The sequence below is a fragment of the Paradesulfitobacterium ferrireducens genome (assembly GCF_017310645.1).
GTDB lineage: Bacteria > Bacillota > Desulfitobacteriia > Desulfitobacteriales > Desulfitobacteriaceae > Paradesulfitobacterium > Paradesulfitobacterium ferrireducens.
Genome location: NZ_JAFLRH010000002.1, coordinates 165,550 through 185,604 on the forward strand (window position 1 = coordinate 165,550; position 20,055 = coordinate 185,604).

Here is a 20,055-nt window from a genome sequence, read left to right on the forward strand (position 1 = left end):
CCGATTGCTACCCAGATCAACGCAAGACCCGGTTGAATGAGTGAAGAGGGGTTTAGGTGCCCAAGCCTAAATCCCTCTTTCATATTGTGCGCCCGGCATGGAAGATGCAGAATCGAATAACAAAGGCGTAAAAACAGCAGGTAACCGCTTGAATTAAACCAATAAAGCCAAAATCGTTGTAATTATTGAAGTGATCTGTATAGTAGATAAGCAAAGGGATAGGGGATGGCTTTCAAAATTATTTTCACCAAGGAATTTCGTCAGGTCTAGATTCGAGGGGGTTCCGGTTAAAATGAATGAAGTTAATCCACGTTTAACGGTCAACTATACTCAGGTTGCGTTTGATACACTGCTTGAGATCAGTAACATTATTAATATGGCGGGCTCGTTCGAGAAAGTCCTTGAGTATGTAATCGATGTGATGAAGAACATGGTGGGAGCGACGGGAGCGGGACTACTGCTGTATGACCAGGAGAAGAAGAGCCTGGTGTTGCAGAAACCGGCTTTTGGAGTGTCGGATCGGAATCTGATTAGTCTGTATCAAGTATCGATGGACGATGGGGGTAACGCGGTTAACGTTTTTAAAACGAAAACCCCATACTGGTCAAATGACGTGCAGGAGGATCCTATTATCATCCAAAGGCTGGCTAAAGCTTTTAAGCTGTGCAATATTGTGACAGTTCCGGTTTCAACGATTAACGAGAGCTATGGAGTTTTTCACGTAATTAATAAGCCCGCAGGGTTTACGGAAGAAGACGTAAGTTTAATTAAGCTCCTGGTTTCTCAAATTGCGGCAACCTTGCGCAACGCTTGGCAGTTAAATGAGATAAAAAATCAGGAGATGGAGTCGAGGGTTCTCTTTCAGCTTACAACCAACTGGACCTTGGGCGATGTTGCAGAATTGCTGAATAATGCGGTTATCCAAATGTGCAAGGTGGTTCAGGAAGCCGATGCTGTCGCTATCGGGGTTGAAGGAAGGGCTCGGTTAGTGATAGGGAAGGTTCAACCCGAAATAAGCGAGCCAATTATTAAAGACCAAAAATTTTGGTCAAAACTCGCTGGCACGGGTTATGCGACTCATCCCAAGATAGTAAAACTTTCCCCAAAATCAAATTTGAATACCGTAGAAGAATGGGCTCGCCGTCATGGGTATTCCTATAGTGTTAGCACTCCTATCATATCTGAAGGCAAATTGTGGGGTATGATTTGGATTTGGCGCAAGCAGGAAGTAAATTTAGATGCGCGCCAGTTTCGCTTTCTAAGCCTGGTTGCTGGGCACTTAGCGATGGCGTTGCATAACCGTAGTTTGTTTGAGAAGGAAAAATCCACAGCCAAAGAACTAAAAAGAATTTTTGCCTTGCATGAGCGTTTGAGCAAAGTACTTACAGATGAGAGTGGCATCGAAGGCATTACCCAACATCTGGCCGGATATCTCGGACTGCCGGTGATTTTCAGCACCAAAAGCGGCAACCGGCGGGTTGTTGTACCCTTTGATGATTCCTATGCCAATCACTTTGACCTGCTCGGCGAAGTACAAAGGTATCATAAATCTAATAGGCAGGCCGTCAACCCAAAAGGGCCGGTGCGGGTAAGCGCTCACATCGGCGGCATGTCTCTTTCGGCAATTCTGGCTCCAATCAAGTCTGGCCGCGAAATTCTTGGTTTTGTGGGGATCTTGGAAAAAGGCCGGGTTTTAGACAAACTGGATTTGCTGGCAGTTGAAAAAGCGGTAACCTACTATGCCTTAGAGCTCATGAAATCCAATATTTCTTTTGAAGTGGAACAAAATCTCAAGGTGGAATTCATTAGTTCTTTGCTAAAAGGAGAGATAAGAACCCCAAACGAAGCGGGACAAAGGGCAGCGTCTTTCGGGTTAGACCCTTCCATGCCCTATATAATAGTTATTTTTGATATCAATTTTTTATCAGGCGCTGAGCGCGATGATCCCAAGGATGAACATAAAACCTTTCGTTTCAAGAGACGGCTCTTAAGGGAAATCACGAATTATCTGGATGTCTATCGCCAGGGCACTGCCGCTATGAATATGGGCAACCGCATGATCGTGATTATCCCGGGTAGCTGTGGTAAATCTTCTGAAGAATATATGGATCGGAAACTTGTCGCGGATTTAGCTGGACTGTTAAAATCAAAATACCGGTTGCTGGTTTCGGTTGGTGTAAGTACTCCTGCGCAAAACATAATGGAGTTTGCCAAGGCTTTTCAGGAAGCGGATATGTGTATCAGCTACTTAAATAAGAGCGCAAAACAAGGGCAAATAATGTTCTACCGCGATCTGGGTATTTACAAATTATTGGTTAATCTTGATCCAGGAATTACCCAAGAATATGTCAAGGATTTACTGGGGGGTCTACTAACGTTAGAAGAAGACAAGAAATCCGAACTTCTAAAAACCCTTGAGGCTTACTTGGATAATGAGTGCAACTTAAAAAACAGTGCTGCCATCCTGCATATTCATCCCAATACTTTGCGCTATCGAATTGGCCAAATAGAGGAGCTTACAGGTTTAAACTTGGTTAGCCCTAATGATCGGGCTAATGTGCACTTGGCAATACGGTTGATGAATTTAACAACATAGGTAAAAGGAAGAATAACAGGCAATCTCGCCCTTTGCAACTCCTGGGGGATTTTCCATCAGGAGTTGTTTTTTGTTTCCCAATCACAAAAAAAGAAAATGAGATTTGATATCAAGACACAATGATTTTACTTAGAGAGCTGATTAAAATTATTACCAATAATCAGTATTTTCAGAATTAAATGAAAGGAGGTTCTATATGCATCAGTATTTTGATCCTGAAATTGAGACAATGTCCCCAGCTAAGCTTAAAGAATGGGAAAGTGAGTTGATCCAGAAGCAATTAGTCTATGTCATGCAAAACTCCCCCTTCTACCAACGTAAGTTTGCCGAAGCCGGCGTAAACCCGGAAAAAGTAAAAAGAATTGAAGATCTGGCCCAGCTTCCGTTTACGACCAAAGAAGAATTGCGTCGCAGCCAGGAGGAAGCCCCCCCCTTGGGTTTGCACGCGGCAGTGCCCATGGAAAAGGTAATCCGGATTCATTCTTCATCCGGAACTACCGGCCGGCCGAGTTATGTGGGTATTACTAACAATGATCACCGCAACTGGACACACACGGTAGCCAGAGTGTACTACACTGAAGGGGTGCGCCCGGAAAGCAAGGTAATTCACGGTTTCGGACTTGGTTTTTTTGTCGGGGGTCTTCCCTTAAAGGATGCGATCGAGTCGATTGGTGCAACCTTTATCCCGATTGGAACTGGGGCTTCTGACCGGCTGTACAGCTCGATTCGTGATATTAAAGCAGATGTTCTAACCTGTACACCGTCTTATGCTCTTTATCTCGCCGAATACATCAGAGAAAAATTTGACACTGACCCGGCAACCTTGGGTATTAAGAAAGTAATGTGCGGGGCTGAGCCGGGGGGCGGGATACCGAGCATTCGCAAACGTATTGCCGAGGATTGGGGTGCGACTGTGACCGAAGGATTAGGAAATGCTGACATGGCTCCGGTAATCTTCGGCGAATGCGGAGAATCAGAGGGTATGCATTTCTGTGGACAAGGATTCGTGCACTGCGAAATTATCGATCCGGATACGGGCGAGGTTCTGCCGATTGAAAACGGAGTAAAAGGTGAATTGGTTTATACTTCGCTCAACCGGGAATGTGTGCCCTTAATCCGCTTCCGTACCCGCGATCATGTAGAAGTTTGGAATGACCGTTGCTCATGTGGGCGTACCAGCTTTAGAATGCGTTGCATCGGGCGCACGGATGATATGTTGATTGTGCTCGGTGTAAATGTCTTCCCTTCTGCTATCAAAGATGTAATTAGCAGTCTGCGACCGTTAACCACCGGGGAAATCCAGGTTTTGCTGCCTGAGCCCGGTCCTAAAGTAGAGCCACCGCTGCGAATTAAGGTGGAATATGGTCCGGATAATGAGGTCGAATTGCCACAGTTAAAGAAGCAAGTTGAAGGGTTACTACGGGACAAACTTATCTTCAGCTCTAACGTAGAACTTGTCCCGCCGGGGACATTGCCACGGTATGAGATGAAAGCCCAGCTAATCAAGAAGCTGTGGCTGGAAAACGTCTAAACTGGGAAGGGGGATTTTACCGGATGTATACTGTGGATATTGATATCGGAGGAACTTTAACGGACGGCTTAATCTATGATGGCAGTAATGCGTTGGCGGTCAAGGTTGATACAACTCCTCACGACTTTACGGTCTGTTTTATGGATTGCCTGCACAAGGGTGCGGAAAAAGCAGGGTTTGAAAACCTGTCTGATTTCCTGGCTGAGGTTGAGGTCTTGCGCTGGTCCTCAACCATTACCACCAATGTTTTGGCGGAAAAAAAGGGGCCTAAACTTGGTCTGCTTGTAGCTAAAGGACAGGAAGCAAACTTTTATGGACGGGAGCAAAGTGCTACCCTAGGGGAGATCATCGATCCGGAAAATGTGATCGGACTGGAAAACGACTCTACAGACGAAGAACTCCTTGGCGTTGTGAAAAAGCTCTTGGAGAACGGGGTGCGGCGGATTTGTATCAGCCTCAATGGAGCCTTGTTTGATGATTCCAGAGAAAGACGGATCAAGAAAATAATTCAAGATCAATATCTTGACCATTATGTCGGGGCTGTGCCAGTGTTGACCGGGTCAGAACTGATAAAACACCCTGATGATCAGACGCGCACGCATATGGCCTTAATCAATGCCTATATCCATGGTCCCCTGGCCGTAACCTTATTTAAAGCTGAAGATGAGGTCAAAGATAAGTATGCTTATGAACGCCCGCTGTTAATCGGGAATGTAGCGGGTGGGGTGGCCCGGATTTCCAAGACCCGGGCGGCTGATACCTTGGAATCAGGACCGATTTTCGGAATTCATGGCAGCGCTTATTATGCACGGAAGTATGGCCTGGAAAATGTCGTTTCTCTTGATGTCGGGGGCACAACCAGCAAGGTGGGAGTCATTAAAAGCGGACGGCCATTATTATCTGAAAATACTGATATTTTCGGCATCCCGGTTAAGACCCCTGCCATTCTGCTGCGCTCGAACTCAATTGGCGGAGGGAGCATAGCCCGGGTGGGAAAAGGAAGAAAGCTAACTTTAGGCCCGGAAAGCATGGGAGCATATCCCGGACCGGCCTGTTATGACATGGGCGGTGAGGAACCCACACTGACAGATGCTTTTGTGGTCTTAGGTTTAGTTAACCCTGAGTTTTTTCTACAGGGACAAAGAAACCTTGATGTTGGTAAAGCGATCCGAGTAATCACTGATAAAATCGCCTCCCCCTTAGGAATTTCTGTTAAGGATGCTGCTGAGGCCATTGTTGATGTGGCTGCGCGAGAGATCGCAGCTAAAGTCTCGGAGACCTTAGGGGAAGCCGGTGTTGACGGAGTCAAGCAGTTTGGCATGTTTGCGTTTGGCGGCAACGGGGCGTTGTTGGCAAACCCGGTGGCGGCAAAGCTGGGGATAAAAAATGTTTGGTTATTTAACCTGGGTCCTGTTTTCAGCACCTTAGGCTCTTCTGTTTCAGATATAACCCATCGTTATGAACACGCCTTCTTTATCCCGATTCAAAAAGGCCTTGAGCCTAATGTGTTATCCGCGGTCAAGGGTATGCTGGAAGAGGGGAAGCGCGATTTGCGCGGTGAGGGATTCGACTCTAACGAGGGTACTTTTGTATTAGAAGTTGAGCTTGAACAAGCCGGCAGCAAGAATAACTTTGAGATTGCGTTAGAAACTGCCGATACGACTAAGCAACTCGAAGAATTAATAGCCTGGTGGCAGAGCAATCTTGCAGATTCCGTGGGACTGCTCAGGTTTATGCGGCTGACAACACAATACGCGATGGCGAAATACGAGCCGCAAATGGCAGAGGAGGCAGGAACCGCCGCCCATGAAGGTGTGAAGGACCAGCGCATGCTGTTCTGGGACCAACAAGAAATTACGGCCACTATCTATGACTGGGAAAAGCTCACCTATGGCAATGAGGTTGAAGGGCCGGCCGTAATTGAGGGCAGCCTTACAACTTATTTTGTGCAGCCAGGATGGATTTTAAAGGTCGATCAATTTCACAACGGACTGTTGTACCAGAAGGAGGGATAACTTTGAAACTACGGGTGACAGAGTATTTAGATTTGGACTTAGATCAAGATAAGTGGTGCTGCAACAAGTGCGGAGCGGTTTTGAACGATGCGGACAAAAACTATAAAGAAGCGTGTCTGATTTACGAACGAAATCCTAACGAAGTGCATCGACCGCTTGTTGAAGCAGAATACAACTTCTCTCCGGACCCCAATTGGGTTCGCATCATCGAATTTTACTGTCCCAGTTGCGGCGCTCAAATGGAAACAGAGTATCTGCCGCCGGGTCATCCCCTAACCCACGATATTGAAATTGATGTGGCTGCTTTGAAAGCCCGGGTGCAGAGCAAAGAGTTGGGGATTAAAGAAGGGAGGTTGTATAAAAGCATATGAAAAGCATTGATATTGATGTCGGAGGAACCTTTACTGATTTGGTATTAAGAAACGGTAAAGAGACAATTATTGCCAAGGCTCCCACTACCCATTATGATTTGTCTGTTTGTTTTATCAATGTAATCGAAGAAGCGGCCAAAAGGTTAAGTGTATCGCTCGATGAGCTGCTGGCTGAAACTAAAGTGATCCGCTATTCGACCACGGTTGCGATGAACCGCCTTATCCAGCGCAACGGACCGAAACTGGGCCTAGTAACGACCGAGGGCCACGAAGATATGGTGTTAATCGGTCGGGGTGCCCAGTGGGTCGATGGGACCAGGGTCGCGGAACGGCGCAACTTGGCCCGCCAGGAGAAGCCACACCCGCTCATTGCCCGCGACTTGATTGTCGGAATTAAAGAGCGGGTGGATTCCACTGGCAAAGTGATCCGCCCTCTGGATGAAGAAGATTTGCGTGCCAAGATCCACTATTTAGTGGATAAAGGAGTGCGGGGATTTGTTGTCTCCTTGCTTTGGTCATTTGTGAACCCGGAACACGAAAAGCGCGTCCGAGAGATTATCAGAGAAGAGTATAAGGAATACCATGTGGGCTATTTGCCGGTCATTTTGGCCAGTGATGTCTTAGGGAAGTTAGGAGAATACCAGCGCACGATGACCGCAATCTTAGATGCCTATCTCCAGCGGTCATTGCAGGTCGAGTTATCTTCAACTTGGGATAAGATCCGGGCTAAAGGGTATAAAGGCACTTTCTTGCTCATTCATAATTCCGGCGGATGTGCCGAAGTGTTTAAGACCACAGCCAGCCGCACCTATAACGGCGGGCCGGTGGCCGGTCTGATCGGCTCGCACTATCTAGCCAAGCAATTGGGGTATAAAAATGTCGTGGCCAGTGACGTTGGCGGAACCAGCTTTGACATCGGCTTGGTGGTGGAAGACAGCGTCCGCAGTTATGAATTCCGGCCGATTGTAGACCGATGGATGGTAGGTATTACCATGCTCCAGACTCTATCCATCGGGGCCGGAGGCGGTTCCATTGCCTGGATTAATAAAAAATTGGGCAATAGACTTGAGGTCGGTCCGCAGAGCGCGGGTTCCATGCCAGGCCCGGTGTGCTATAACCAAGGGGGCACAGAACCGACAGTGACGGATGCCGACCTGGTGTTAGGGTATATTGATCCTGATTTCTATTATGGCGGTCGCATGAAACTTAACAAAGACAAAGCCTTCCGCGCCATTAAAAATAAAATCGCCGATCCCTTGGGAATCTCCGTGCCGGAAGCAGCATCTGCCATTAAAAGGTTGGTGGAAGAGAGCATGGCTTCGGCGATCCGCAAAGAGGTTCACTTAAGAGGGTACCAGCCTGAAGATTTTGTAGTGTTCGCTTTTGGTGGAGGCGGTCCGACTCATGCCGCTGGCTACAAAGGTGATATAGATAAGGTTGTTGTCTTCCCTATGTCGCCCGTATTCTGCGCCTATGGCTCTTCGATTATGGATATGATCCATATTTACGAAACCTCAAAGCGCATGGTCTTTATGGAGCCGGTGACTAAGAAAGTGGTAATCGAGCAGGAAGCTTTTAACGAAGTGGTACGCAGCCTCATGGATAAAGCCAAACAGGAGTTGGAAGGGGACGGACTTAATGCGGAACGGGTGATTTTCTCCTTGGAACTCGACATGATTTACGGTGGCCAGGCTCATGTCAAGCGCACAACATCCCCGAAGCTGTTTATTGAAAGTAAAGAGGATGCGCAGAAGATCTACGAACATTTTGAAAAGGAATTTGCTGAGTCCTTTAGCCCCTTAGTGGTTAACCCTGAAGGCGGGGTGTTTGTGGAAAACTTCGTGCTTCGAGCAATCATTCCCACGGAGAAGGTGAACTTGCCGCTATTAAACCTTGAGGGCACAGATCCAGCTCAAGCTTTAAAGGGAAAGCGCGAGATGTATTGGGATGGGCTCGGTTTTGTTCCTTCAGAAGTTTATGATTTTGACGCCTTAAAACCGGGCAATATTGTTGAGGGACCAGCAGCGGCGGAGGCTGAATATACCACCATTGTGATCCCGCCGACGATGCGTTTGACAATAGACCGGCATGGCCTGGGGATTCTGGAGACCAACAAGTAAAAGGAGGGCAAAGCAATGCCAATACCTACCCTTGAGGAAAAACTGGCTTGGATGAAACCCGCGCCCCCCATGGAGTATGAACTGGCCTGTGTGGAGAAACTCTCACTTGGCAGCTATGAAATCGGGGTTCAGCGCACAAATGATATATTAGATGAAGCAATGGAAGTATTTATGCGCTCCTCACGCAGTTCGATGGGTGTGGCCGGAGACTCTATCGTTAGCCTGTTTACTGCGAACGGGGATTTGGTGAACGCGGCCAGCGGTACCTTTTTACACGGAATGATTCAATCGATTGTCATAAAATATATCCTGAAAAACTACGCCGAAAATCCGGGGATAAACGACGGCGATATTTGGTTTACCAATGACGCTGTCTACGGAGGGATTCATAATCCTGACGTTGTGGTGGTCATGCCGACTTTTTACCATGGCCAACTGATAGGCTGGACCGGTGCAGCCCTCCATACCAGTGAGACAGGGGCGATTGAGCCAGGAGGGATGTCTGTTAGTGCCAAAACCCGTTTTGAGGAAGGCTTTAACGTTCCACCGTTAAAAATTGGGCAAAATTTCAAATTAAATAATGATTTTGTGGAGATGGCTGCTGCCTTTGGTATTCGGGCTCCGCAAATGGTGGTTATCGACCTCAAAGCCAGGAGCACGGCCGCTGACCGGGCCAGGACCAGGATTTTGGAATTGGCCGACAAAATGGGCGTGGAGCATGTTGTGGGTTTATTTCGCAAAATGCTAATTGTCGCCGAACAAAGCGCCCGCGAGCGCATTCGTTCGTGGCCGGATGGGAAATACCGGTCGGTCAATTTTAGTGACGGGGTTGGCCCGGCTGAAGGGCTTGTCCGCACCTCCCTCATGATTGAGAAAAAAGGTGACAGGCTTTTGCTTGACTTTTCCGGTACATCCCCCGAGAATTTTTCATCCTATAACGCCCACCCTCAAGCCATTGTTGGGCACGTTTCCAATTTCGTCTATGAGTACGTTTTTCATGACTTGCCGGTTGCCAACAGTGTTTTTGCGCCCATTGATTTTTACTTTCCGGAAGGCACATGCCTTAGCCCGGATGCCCGGGCGGCCACCAGTTGTTCGGTTATGATCGCTACTGGGGTCATGAGTGCTGTGCACAATTGTTTTGGCAAAATGATGTTCTGCACACAAGATTGGCAGCAGGTTACGGCTTCGGCCGGCAATGCCGGCAACGCTTTAGTTGTCGCCGGATTGTCCCAGTGGAATATGCCCTATTCCGACATGCTCGCTTATTCGTTAAACTCAGAGGGGCAAGGCGGCAAAGCCACTGGGGATGGGGTTAACACCTTTGGTTTTCCGTGGGCGGTATTCGGCCGCGCTCCTGATGTCGAGACGATGGAGAATGAGTTCCCTATGCTTGTGCCCTTCTCCCAACACTGGACCGATTCCTGTGGCCACGGCAAATACCGGGGTGGAGTGGGTTCCGCTCAGTTATGGGTAGCTTATCATGAGCGGGATGTCTGGTTCCTCTGCACCGCAGATAACACCAGGCTGCAAACTCCGCAGCCCATTTTTGGCGGCTATGCTCCCTGTACCGTACCGGGAATCAGTATCCGTAAGGCTGACTTACTAAGACGTATGCAGGCAGGGGAATTTAACGGACGTCTTGATCTAACGGAGATCTTAGATGAACAATCAATTGAGGGTCAATGGATTATTGAATTCTTTGCCCGCGCAGCGCGGTCGTTTGCTCATGGTGATGTCATCACCATCGCCTTTGCCACAGGTGGAGCCGGTTACGGCGATCCGTTGGAACGTGAGCCGGAACTGGTGCTGCAAGACCTGCAAAACAATATTATTTCCTTTTGGAGCGCGGAAAATATTTATAAAGTTGCCCTGGATGATTCCGGCCGTAAAATAGACCAGATGCTTACCAGTCAATTGAGACAAAAAGAATATCACCAGCGTCTACAACGAGGTCTTAAATACCAGGACTTCCAGGCGCAGTGGTCGCAAAAAATGCCCCCGCAGGAGATTTTACACTCCTTTGGCTCCTGGCCCGAAGGGAAACCCATTCAGATGATCATGCGCGCTTAAAGGAGGTGCTAATGATGTGTGCACAGGTTAACCGGGCCATGATAAAAAAGTTGGTGAGTGATGGGATTGCACCGGGAGAAACTCTCGTTGCCCCGCAAGTATTCAGCCAGGCTGCCCAAATAGAGAACTTGCCTTTGGAAATGTTCATTGGGAATGAAACGAAAATTCCACTGGCCTTGGAAAAGCTGCAAGCTCATTTAAAGTTAGGGTGTATGTTTTCGGCAATCGCCAATGACTTAACCGACACCACGCTAAAAGTTAGCCTGGAAACACTCAATCGCCTGCGCAAAAGATTTCGTGACAGTCAAATTATAGGTTTGGTCGTACCCGGGCCTTTCACAGCCGGTGGCGGGAAAGGTGCAAGTGACTGGAATGATTCCAGTTGGAACGATGCTTTAGATGCCGGGGCAGACCGTTTGAATTATGTTCTCAGAACCTATTGTGAGCAAGACCCTGATTTTATCATTGTGCGGGAAGAGGAACTACCGACAGGGTTGCCCGAATTTTGGCCCCAGTGGCAGGATGTTATGGAGGGCTTGGGCAATATTATTAGCTATTACCAAGTGCTGCCCATCGTGATGGCTGAAAATGGACATCTGATCGAGATTTCTCTAGCGTTGAATGAATGCCCTGGATTTGTGCCGACGTTTCATCAGGAGAGTGTCCCGGCGATGCAGGCACAAGGGATATTAGCTCAGAGACCGTGGGCTTTGGCGCTTGATTCCGAGTTCCCGGATAGGCAGCAGGGCCAGGACGCTAGAGTAATGGACACCCTTAGCGTTGAGGACCGACGGAACTTAGTGATGATTACTACTGACCGGGAGATCCCTCATAACATGAGTGTCGGAATACTTCCCGAGCTTGTGCAAAGGATGAAAAGCTTGGTTTCCTGAGACCGGCTGTCAATTCCCGAAAAGTTGGAGATGGAATGGGCAAGGGAGTAAACCGGCAGTGTAATCCAAAAAGCCAATCCTAAGGGGTTGGCTTTTTGACATGTGTTTTGGAATTTTAGCTCATATTTTATGGTCAGTTTGGTGCCTGATTGTACTTAACATACAAAACAGAGTTCAATTAGAGATAGCAGCTATGAACCTAGTGCAAAAGTACAATGAAAGTAGTCAGAATAATTAGACCATTATTGCTTCTGCATGATGAATAATTCGGGTTCAGATAGTACAGTTAATTTAATCTTAATACTCAATACTCAAGTTCAGAAGATCTTAGCAGAAAAACTTTTGTGAAGGAAGAGATGCAGATTGACTAATATTAATTTTGTTGTAAATGGCATCCGGCATCAATTAGCGGTGAAAGACAATGAAACATTGTTAGATGTATTGCGCGACCGACTAGGCTTAACCGGGGCGAAAAAGGGGTGTGATATCGGGGAGTGCGGGACATGCACCGTGGTTGTAGACGGGGAGCCCATTTTGTCCTGCATAACCTTGGCTGTGGAAATGGAAGGGAAGAGAATTACAACCATCGAGGGCTTGGCTCAGAATGGAGAATTGCACCCCCTCCAAAAAGCTTTTCACGAGCATGGGGCAGTCCAATGCGGGTTTTGTACCCCAGGAATGATTATGTCGGGCAAGGCTTTACTGGACAAAAACCCGAAACCGACAGAACAAGAGGTGCGCCGGGCTATCTCAGGCAATAGCTGTCGCTGTACGGGTTATGACAAACCGGTGAAAGCAATTCTCGCTGCTGCCGAGGCAGAAATTCAGTGATGAACGGAGGAAAAGGTGATGAGCGAGTTTGCTATTTTAGGTAAGCCCACTCCCCGAGTTGACGGGATTCCCAAGGTAACCGGCAAGGCGCAGTATGCGGCTGATCTTAGCGTAGCTGGAATGCTCTATGGGGAAGTCCTCAGAAGTCCGTATCCCCATGCCAGGATCTTGTCGATTGATACCAGCCGCGCTGAAAGGCTGCCGGGGGTGCGGGGGGTAATAACCGGCAAGGACTTCAATGGATTTCGTCATGGTTTTATGGCTCATACGCGGGATGAGTCCCCCTTGGCCCCGGACAAAGTCCGTTTCATCGGGGATGAAGTGGCTGCGGTGGCGGCGATTGATCCGGATATTGCTCACGAAGCCGTTGAATTAATCCGGGTTGAATATGAACAGCTTCCGGCAGTGTTCGATCCCGAAGAGGCAATGCAGGAAGGCGCACCGGCTATTCACGACCATGTGCAGCGCAACATTAGTGCGGAAATGCATTTCAATTTTGGGGATGTGGAAGCGGCCTTTGCCCGGGCGGACCATGTTCGGGAAGACCGCTTCTATAGCCAGTCAGTGCTCCATGGCTTTTTGGAGCCCCATGCCTGTATAGCCCAGTACGAAGAACCCGGGAAAATCACGTTTTGGGGATCCAAACAAAGCCCTTATTTTCCTTACCGGAACCTGGCCAGTGCTTTCAAGGTGCCTCTGAGCAATGTGCGGGTAATCCAGCCTGTTGTTGGCGGAGGATTTGGCGGGAAAAATGATACCTTTGCCTTAGACTATGCCGCGGTTATGCTGTCAAAGAAAACGGGGCATCCGGTGAAATTTGTATATGATATCGAGGATGTGCTGATGGCCGGCAGGCGCCGGCACCCGATGATTATTTATATGAAGACGGGAGTCAAAAAGGACGGAACCTTGTTAGCCACTGAGTGCCGGGTGATTGCGGACGGCGGAGCCTATACGGCGGTGGGACCGATGACTATTTACCTCGCTGGTGCTTTTCTTACTTTGCCTTATAAATTGCCTAACTTAAAATATGATGCCTGGCGGGTTTATACAAACAAACCAGTTTCCGTAGCCCAGCGCGGTCATGGGGTGCCTCAGACCCGATTTGCGGCCGACTGCCAGTTGGATCTGATTGCCAAGGACTTGGGCCTGGATCCGGTTGAAATCAGGTTAAAGAATGCCATCGAACCAGGACACGTGACGGTGAACAAGATTCACATCAGCAGTTGCGGCTTGAAGGAAACGATCAACCGCTCAACTGAATTTGTTAATTGGAAGGAACGCAAACAAGAACTGGCTAAAGAACGGGAAAAAGGCGGCCGCTACTTAAGAGGTATTGGTTTGGCTTGCAACGGTTTTATGTCCGGGGCCAGGCTGCACGGGCATACGGCTTGTGCTGTGGTCGTTAAGGTCCACGAAGATGGCACAGTTTCGGTTTTGCCAGGGGCCACCGATTCGGGCCAAGGGGCAGAAACGGTACTGGCTACTATGGCCGCTGAAGTATTGGGGATAACTCTGGAAGACGTTCATGTCTCGCGCGTGGATTCGTTTCTAACTCCGGTTGATCCGGGGAGCTACGGGAGCCGGGTTACCTCAACAGCCGGGCCCGCACTGCTTATTGCCGTTGGAAAATGCCGCACCCAGCTCGCGGAGGTGGCAGCCAAGCTTTTAGATGCGCCGGTTGCTGAAATTGAATTCAGGGAGCGCAAAGCCTTTGTTAAGGGAGACCCAACCAAGCAGATGCCGTTCGGGAAGCTTTGCCGCCTTGCTTACCAGTACGGCTCCGGACAGGTTATTATCGGAGAAGGGTACTTTGGCCAAAATGTGGCTCTGCCCAACTGGGATACCGGTGAAGGGGATGTGGCCAACGCCTATACCTTTGGCACCCAGGTTGCCGAGGTGGAGGTGGACCGGGAAACGGGTCAGGTCAAATTAAAGAAAATGATTGTGGCCCACGACCTGGGCAAAATGTTTAATCCTTTAATTGTGGAGGGTCAGCATGACGGCTCAATTTACGGTGGCATGGGTCAGGCGCTGTATGAGGAATGCCTGAATGAGGATGGACTTACCCTTAATCCGTCGATCCTGGATTATAAGATGCCGACAGCGCTGGATATGCCTGGGGTCATGGAATCTATTAACATCGAAACGAATGATCCGCTGGGTCCGTTCGGAGCGAAAGAATCTGCCGAAGGTACTCAAGTATCCACTGTTCCAGCCATTGTAAACGCAATTTATGATGCGACCGGGATCATGTTTACTGATTTGCCGATTACTCCGGAAAAAGTCTTAAGGGCACTGGAACAGAAAGAACAAGGGGGTGGTCCAATTGTACCTGCCTCAATTTAAATATCTTAAGCCTGGGACCGTTGCTGAGGCTGTAGCCATGCTTTCTGAGTACCAAGGGGGAGCAGGAGTGATTGCTGGCGGCAGTGATTTAATAGTTAAGCTTAAACATCAGATTGTTAATTTGCGCTATGTCGTCGACTTAAAAGGGATTTCTAATCTCTATGGCATCGTTTCCCGCGCAGATGAAATGGAAATAGGCGCTTTAACAAAACTAAGTGCTATTGAATCGTCTCCGGAGATTTTGAACAAAGCTCTTCTGCTGGCCCAAGCAGCCTCTGTGGTAGGCGGGCCTCAGCACCGGAGCATGGGGACGCTGGGCGGGAATCTTTGTCTTGATACGCGCTGCTATTATTTTAACCAGTCCAAGCGCTGGCGGCAATCACGCCCGCCTTGCTATAAAACAGGCGGTGACCGTTGCTATGTGGCTGCCAAAAGTCCTATGTGCCATGCGGTTTATTCCGGTGATACTGCTCCAGCTTTGATTGCCTTGGGTGCCCGGGTAAGAATCGTTGGGCCTGAAGGCGAGCGAGAACAAGAGTTGGAGCTGCTTTACAGTGGTAATGGTAAAAGGCCGATCAATCTGGATGCTCAAAGTATCATTACATCGGTAATTATCCCGATAAGTCCACCATATGCGGGCCATGCTTATGAGAAGTATCGGCTGAGGGAAGCGGTTGATTTTCCTGTAGTAGGAGCAGCAGTGGCACTTTCTTTTGAGCAACCGGGCGGAGTATGCACGCGTGCCCGTATTGTGCTTAATGCCGTGGGAACTGCTCCAAGCAGGGTCGAGGAAGCAGAAAAGTCCTTGCTTGGGCGCAAACTGGAAGAAGCGTTGGAGGAAGCAGCTGAATTGGCTTACCAAAGTGCACGACCAATACACAGAATGGGAGGGTCACCCTATTACAAGAAGAAGCTGGTAAAAGTACTAACGCGGAGAGCCTTAGAAAAAGCCGGGAGCATGGCCATTGGCAATGTTTAGATAAAAGAAGCGGATACTGGTAAATGGTTCGGAGAGGAAAGGGATTATGAGAGTGTTATTAAATAGAGGAATAAATCTTTCAGGACCACCAAGATCAGTTTTAAGAAGAGGGGGATAAAAACATGGCTGAGAAGGGTTCATGGCGCTCCGGGTATATTGTTGTTTTTGTTCTGTTTGTTGCACTCTTAGTAGCTTATCTCGATCGAGTCAATGCCTCGGTTTTAATTGCGGACACGGGTTTCTTAAACGATATGGGGATTGCAAACAGGCCTGACTTGCGTGGGCTGGTGATGTCAGTATTCTTGTGGGCTTATGGCGGGGCAGCGCTTCTGCTTTCCTTTGCCCTGGATAAGATTGGTGCGCGCAGGGGTCTGGTGATGGTGGCTTTAATTTGGTCTGCATCGATGTTTTTAGGTGGTATCGCTGGGTCATTTGTGGCATTAATTTTGTCAAGATTAGTTCTCGGAATCGGTGAAGGTCTTCAATTGCCGGTAAACTCAATGGTTGTGAAAACTTGGGCACCACCGAGGGAGCGGGGAATGGCAAATTCCATTTGGGGTACGGGTCTTTTTGTAGGATCGGCGATAACGATGCCTCTGGTTGCTTGGATTGTGAGTACGATGGGTTGGCGGGCATCCTTTTTTATCTTAGGAGTCGTTCCAATTGTAATCGTGATCCCATTAGTTCTCCTTTTCGTTTACAACCGTCCTCAAGAGTCACGCTGGATTTCAAAGACTGAACTAAGTTATATTGAAGAAGAACTTGAGGCTGAAAGAACTTCACAGTCGGCAACAGGACAAGGTGTCGAGGTGAAAACTGAATGGAGAAAAGTTCTAACTAGCACTGATTATTGGCTATCAGCCATAACATGGATGTTAACTACTTGGATGTTTTGGGGTCTGCTCACATGGCTGCCTTCGTATCTTAAAACCGAAAGGGGTTTTACCTGGGCTCAAATGGGCGGTTTATCTGCATTACCTTACCTTGTCGGCACAGTACTGCTGCTCTTAAGCGGGTATTTAATGTTCAGAGTTCGACGCAGCACCATCTTTATGTGGAGCGGATGTCTCGCCTATGCCATTAGTATGAGTATGGCGGTCATGTCAAAAAGCAATCTTGCCAGTGCTCTTTGGATGTCACTGGCCATGGGAGGAATATGCTGGGCGTTCGGAGCATCTTTTGTGGTCTTGCAAAAGATTGTTCCAACCAGTGTTACGGCCAGAGCAACCGGACTATGGCAAGGAATTGCCCAAATCTCGGCCGGATTTGTTCCTTATATTATGGGTTGGATCATTGCCCTGACGAGTTCTTTCACCGCTGGATTCCTATTCTTGATTATTGCTGCTTTGTTGGGTGCGGTGCTGAATTTTGTCTTGTTTACCCGGGAGGGTCGCACTTTCGGAAGAATAATCATTAAAACTGTAGTAGCAAGCTCGCCTGCAGTCAGCGAGTAAAACTCTGACGAGTAAAATTCAACTCAGGGAGTAGATTCAACTCAGGGGAGGCATGGTTATGTATCTGGAAATCCCAGAAGATGTTCAGTTTCTAAAAGATAATGTCCGCCGTTTAGTGAACGATAAGCTGGCCCCCCGGGCTCAGGAAATCGATGAGCAAGACGAATATCCCTGGGATGCTAGGGAAGTACTGGCCAAACAAGGGCTCTTTGCTCTCCCCTTTCCTGGAGAATACGGCGGCCAGGACGGAAGCTGGCTTAGTTTCTGTGTTACGATTGAAGAAATAGCCCGTGTTAGTGCGGCCGTCTCCATGACATACGGGGACACGGCTTTAGGTACCGGAGCCTTATGCTTTTTCGGCAGCGATGAGCAAAAAGCCAGGTATCTTCCGAGACTGGCCACCGGAGAACTCATACCGGCCTTTGCCATGACTGAGCCCAATGCAGGCTCTGATATCAACGGCATTCAGACCACAGCCGTACGCGAGGGTAATGAATACGTTATTAATGGCCGCAAATGCTTTATTACCCAGGGAAATATCGCCGATATTGTTACGGTCGGCGCAAAAACCATAGATGCCCGCACCGGCCAAAAAGGACTGTCCTTATTTATTGTAGAAAAAGGCACCCCTGGTTTTTCGTCTGGTACGCTCGAAAAGAAAATGGGTTTGCATGGGTCGCCCACGGCAGAATTGATTTTTGAAGATGTCAAGATTCCGGTGCAAAATCTGATTGGTCGTGAGGGTGAAGGCTTCAAAATGGTTATGCGGGTTATGGACCGTTCCCACATTATGGTTGGAGCCCAGTGCCTAGGCATAGCCCAGGGAGCGCTGGATGAAGCGGTTAAGTTCGCCAGAACCAGGGTTCAGTTCGGACAGCCGATTAGTAAATTTCAGGGAGTACAATTTTTGTTCGCTGAGATGCAGACTCTCCTGGAAGCTTCACGTCATCTGGTGTATGATGCAGCCAACCGCTGGGATCAGGGAATTGAGCCTATTGCCCAGTATGCGGCCATGGCTAAGCTGTTCGCAAGCGAGGCCTGTGTCAAGATCACAGACAAGGCCATTCAAGCAATGGGCGGGTATGGATATATTCGGGACTACCAAGTGGAGCGCATGGCACGTGATGCCAAGCATGCAACTTTAGTTGAAGGGACCAGCCAGATCCAGAAACTGATCATTGCCAGGAATTTGCTGGGCAGAGAGTATGCTTAAGTGGAAACTATTCGGGGCCATAAGCGCTGAAAGGAGTGAGTTGAGGTGCATGCAGCGCGCATATTGAATAAGAATGCAACTTATTATCCTGATGCTCCGGCAGTGGTAGACGGTGAGCGGAGATTGACTCATAAGGAGCTGGATCAGCGTGTGCGCCGTTTAATCAGCGTTTTGAAGAGCAGGGGAGTGGAAAAAGGGGAGCGTATAGCCATACTGGCTTACAATTGCCAAGAGTATCTTGAGTGTATGCATGTATGTGAGCGGGGCGGTTTCGTATGCGTACCTTTAAATTGGAGGCTGGACCCTGACAATATTGCTTTTATCCTGAATCACAGTGAAAGCAAAGTCTTGATCATTCACGGTTCATTATTAAAAGTTGTTTTACAGATTAAAAATCAACTCTCGTATGTGCAGCATGTACTGGTGTTTGGCACCAAAGAGTCAGAGATACTGCCTGAATGGGCCGAACCGTATGAAAGCTCACTGGAGGCGGCTAAACCGGACGATTCCCGTTCTGAGATTTTAGAGGACGATTTGGCCTATATTATTTATTCCAGCGGCACCACGGGCTTGCCCAAAGGGGTGATGTTCAGCCAGCGCATGCAGCTGGAGGCAGCCAAGACTTTTATCTCGGAGCTGGGGCTTAAGAAAAGTGATATTACTTTAAATGTTATGCCCCTCTTTCATTCCGGCGGGCATACCATGGCTTCGGCCATTGCGTACGTTGCCGGAACCAATATCATGATGGAAAAATTCGATGCCGTAAAAGTTCTGCAAACTATTAGTACAGAAAAGGTGACAGTGATTCATTTGGTCCCAACGATGCTTGCTTCACTTTTGGAAGTTCCGCATATACAAGAGTATGATTTAAGTTCCTTAAGGACTATCTTTTATGCTGCATCACCTGTCTCGCTCTCTTTGCTTAGAAAGGCCATGATTGTATTTGGACATGATCGGTTTATCCAAATGTATGGATTAACGGAAAATGGTCCGTCTGTAAGTTGTCTTTCCAGAGAGGATCATATTAAAGGTTCAGAAGAAAAGGCAGGGAGCCTAGAAAGGAAACGCTTAGAGTCTGTCGGGATTCCCCATTTTAATGTGGAAGTGCGTATAGTCGGTCAAGAAGGAGAAAACCTGGTGCTGGGGGCCGTGGGAGAGATTGCGGTCAGGAGTGAGAGCACTACCACCGGGTATTGGAAGCAGCCTGAGTTAACCAGCAGGAAAATAAAAAACGGTTGGCTGTTAACAGGCGATATGGGCCTGCTTGACCCGAACGGGTACCTCTATATTGTTGATCGCAAGGATGACATGATTATCAGCGGGGGCGAAAATATTTATCCCAATGAAGTGGAGTCGGTTCTTGCCGGACACCCGGCGGTTAAAGAAGCCGCTGTTGTAGGAGTTCCGGATGAAAAATGGGGCGAAGCAGTGGTGGCGGTTGTGGCCTTATGGCAAGGAATGCATGTTGATGGAGAAGAGCTTATGAAGTATTGTCGGGAAAGGATTGCGGGATATAAAATGCCCAAGAGGATAGTGATCAGGGATACTTTACCTAAAACGGGTTCAGGCAAGATTCTCCGCCGACTCGTTAAGGAGCAATTAAAGCAATGATAACAACCTGAAATGACAA

General features: G+C 48.3%; 13 protein-coding genes. All 13 read left to right on the forward strand.

The annotated features are described in order from the left end of the window. Nucleotides 1–292 precede the first annotated feature (292 nt). Nucleotides 293–2,596: a GAF domain-containing protein gene (locus J0X21_RS00890; RefSeq protein ID WP_206808822.1), complete on the forward strand. Its 2,304-nt coding sequence runs from the start codon at nucleotides 293–295 to the stop codon at nucleotides 2,594–2,596. Between the two features lie 196 nt (nucleotides 2,597–2,792). Continuing rightward, a complete protein-coding gene (locus J0X21_RS00895) occupies nucleotides 2,793–4,127 on the forward strand; it encodes a phenylacetate--CoA ligase family protein (RefSeq protein ID WP_206808823.1) in 1,335 nt (444 codons plus the stop codon). Nucleotides 4,128–4,150: 23 nt separating this feature from the next. Then, nucleotides 4,151–6,142, forward strand: coding sequence for a hydantoinase/oxoprolinase family protein (locus J0X21_RS00900; RefSeq protein WP_206808826.1), 1,992 nt, complete (start codon nucleotides 4,151–4,153; stop codon nucleotides 6,140–6,142). A gap of 2 nt (nucleotides 6,143–6,144) precedes the next feature. Further along, nucleotides 6,145–6,513 (forward strand): acetone carboxylase subunit gamma, encoded by a 369-nt coding sequence (locus tag J0X21_RS00905; protein ID WP_206808828.1) that lies wholly within the window; start codon nucleotides 6,145–6,147, stop codon nucleotides 6,511–6,513. Then, nucleotides 6,510–8,633, forward strand: a complete 2,124-nt coding sequence (locus J0X21_RS00910; protein WP_206808830.1) for a hydantoinase/oxoprolinase family protein — start codon at nucleotides 6,510–6,512, stop codon at nucleotides 8,631–8,633. The genes J0X21_RS00905 and J0X21_RS00910 overlap by 4 nt, the downstream gene beginning before the upstream one ends. A gap of 15 nt (nucleotides 8,634–8,648) precedes the next feature. After that, a complete protein-coding gene (locus J0X21_RS00915) occupies nucleotides 8,649–10,706 on the forward strand; it encodes a hydantoinase B/oxoprolinase family protein (RefSeq protein ID WP_206808839.1) in 2,058 nt (685 codons plus the stop codon). 14 nt (nucleotides 10,707–10,720) lie between these two features. After that, nucleotides 10,721–11,599: a hypothetical protein gene (locus tag J0X21_RS00920; protein WP_206808841.1), complete on the forward strand. Its 879-nt coding sequence runs from the start codon at nucleotides 10,721–10,723 to the stop codon at nucleotides 11,597–11,599. A gap of 363 nt (nucleotides 11,600–11,962) precedes the next feature. Further along, complete coding sequence (locus tag J0X21_RS00925) at nucleotides 11,963–12,430, forward strand: (2Fe-2S)-binding protein (RefSeq protein WP_206808851.1); 468 nt, start codon at nucleotides 11,963–11,965, stop codon at nucleotides 12,428–12,430. Nucleotides 12,431–12,448: 18 nt separating this feature from the next. Then, nucleotides 12,449–14,779 carry a xanthine dehydrogenase family protein molybdopterin-binding subunit gene (locus tag J0X21_RS00930; RefSeq protein ID WP_206808859.1) on the forward strand — a complete coding sequence of 777 codons (2,331 nt, stop codon included), beginning with the start codon at nucleotides 12,449–12,451 and terminating at the stop codon, nucleotides 14,777–14,779. Then, nucleotides 14,760–15,758, forward strand: a complete 999-nt coding sequence (locus tag J0X21_RS00935; protein ID WP_206808861.1) for an FAD binding domain-containing protein — start codon at nucleotides 14,760–14,762, stop codon at nucleotides 15,756–15,758. The genes J0X21_RS00930 and J0X21_RS00935 overlap by 20 nt, the downstream gene beginning before the upstream one ends. A 122-nt stretch (nucleotides 15,759–15,880) precedes the next feature. Then, nucleotides 15,881–17,212 carry an MFS transporter gene (locus tag J0X21_RS00940; protein ID WP_206808863.1) on the forward strand — a complete coding sequence of 444 codons (1,332 nt, stop codon included), beginning with the start codon at nucleotides 15,881–15,883 and terminating at the stop codon, nucleotides 17,210–17,212. A gap of 58 nt (nucleotides 17,213–17,270) precedes the next feature. Continuing rightward, nucleotides 17,271–18,425: an acyl-CoA dehydrogenase family protein gene (locus J0X21_RS00945; RefSeq protein WP_206808873.1), complete on the forward strand. Its 1,155-nt coding sequence runs from the start codon at nucleotides 17,271–17,273 to the stop codon at nucleotides 18,423–18,425. 45 nt (nucleotides 18,426–18,470) lie between these two features. Continuing rightward, entirely contained in the window at nucleotides 18,471–20,036 is a 1,566-nt protein-coding gene (locus J0X21_RS00950; RefSeq protein WP_206808874.1) for a long-chain-fatty-acid--CoA ligase, read from the forward strand. Nucleotides 20,037–20,055: the final 19 nt, after the last annotated feature.

Coding starts and splice junctions, on each gene's coding strand:
- J0X21_RS00890 (WP_206808822.1), top strand. CDS start 293: ATGAATGAAGTTAATCCACGTTTAACGGTCAACTATACTCAGGTTGCG.
- J0X21_RS00895 (WP_206808823.1), top strand. CDS start 2,793: ATGCATCAGTATTTTGATCCTGAAATTGAGACAATGTCCCCAGCTAAG.
- J0X21_RS00900 (WP_206808826.1), top strand. CDS start 4,151: ATGTATACTGTGGATATTGATATCGGAGGAACTTTAACGGACGGCTTA.
- J0X21_RS00910 (WP_206808830.1), top strand. CDS start 6,510: ATGAAAAGCATTGATATTGATGTCGGAGGAACCTTTACTGATTTGGTA.
- J0X21_RS00915 (WP_206808839.1), top strand. CDS start 8,649: ATGCCAATACCTACCCTTGAGGAAAAACTGGCTTGGATGAAACCCGCG.
- J0X21_RS00920 (WP_206808841.1), top strand. CDS start 10,721: ATGTGTGCACAGGTTAACCGGGCCATGATAAAAAAGTTGGTGAGTGAT.
- J0X21_RS00930 (WP_206808859.1), top strand. CDS start 12,449: ATGAGCGAGTTTGCTATTTTAGGTAAGCCCACTCCCCGAGTTGACGGG.
- J0X21_RS00940 (WP_206808863.1), top strand. CDS start 15,881: ATGGCTGAGAAGGGTTCATGGCGCTCCGGGTATATTGTTGTTTTTGTT.
- J0X21_RS00945 (WP_206808873.1), top strand. CDS start 17,271: ATGTATCTGGAAATCCCAGAAGATGTTCAGTTTCTAAAAGATAATGTC.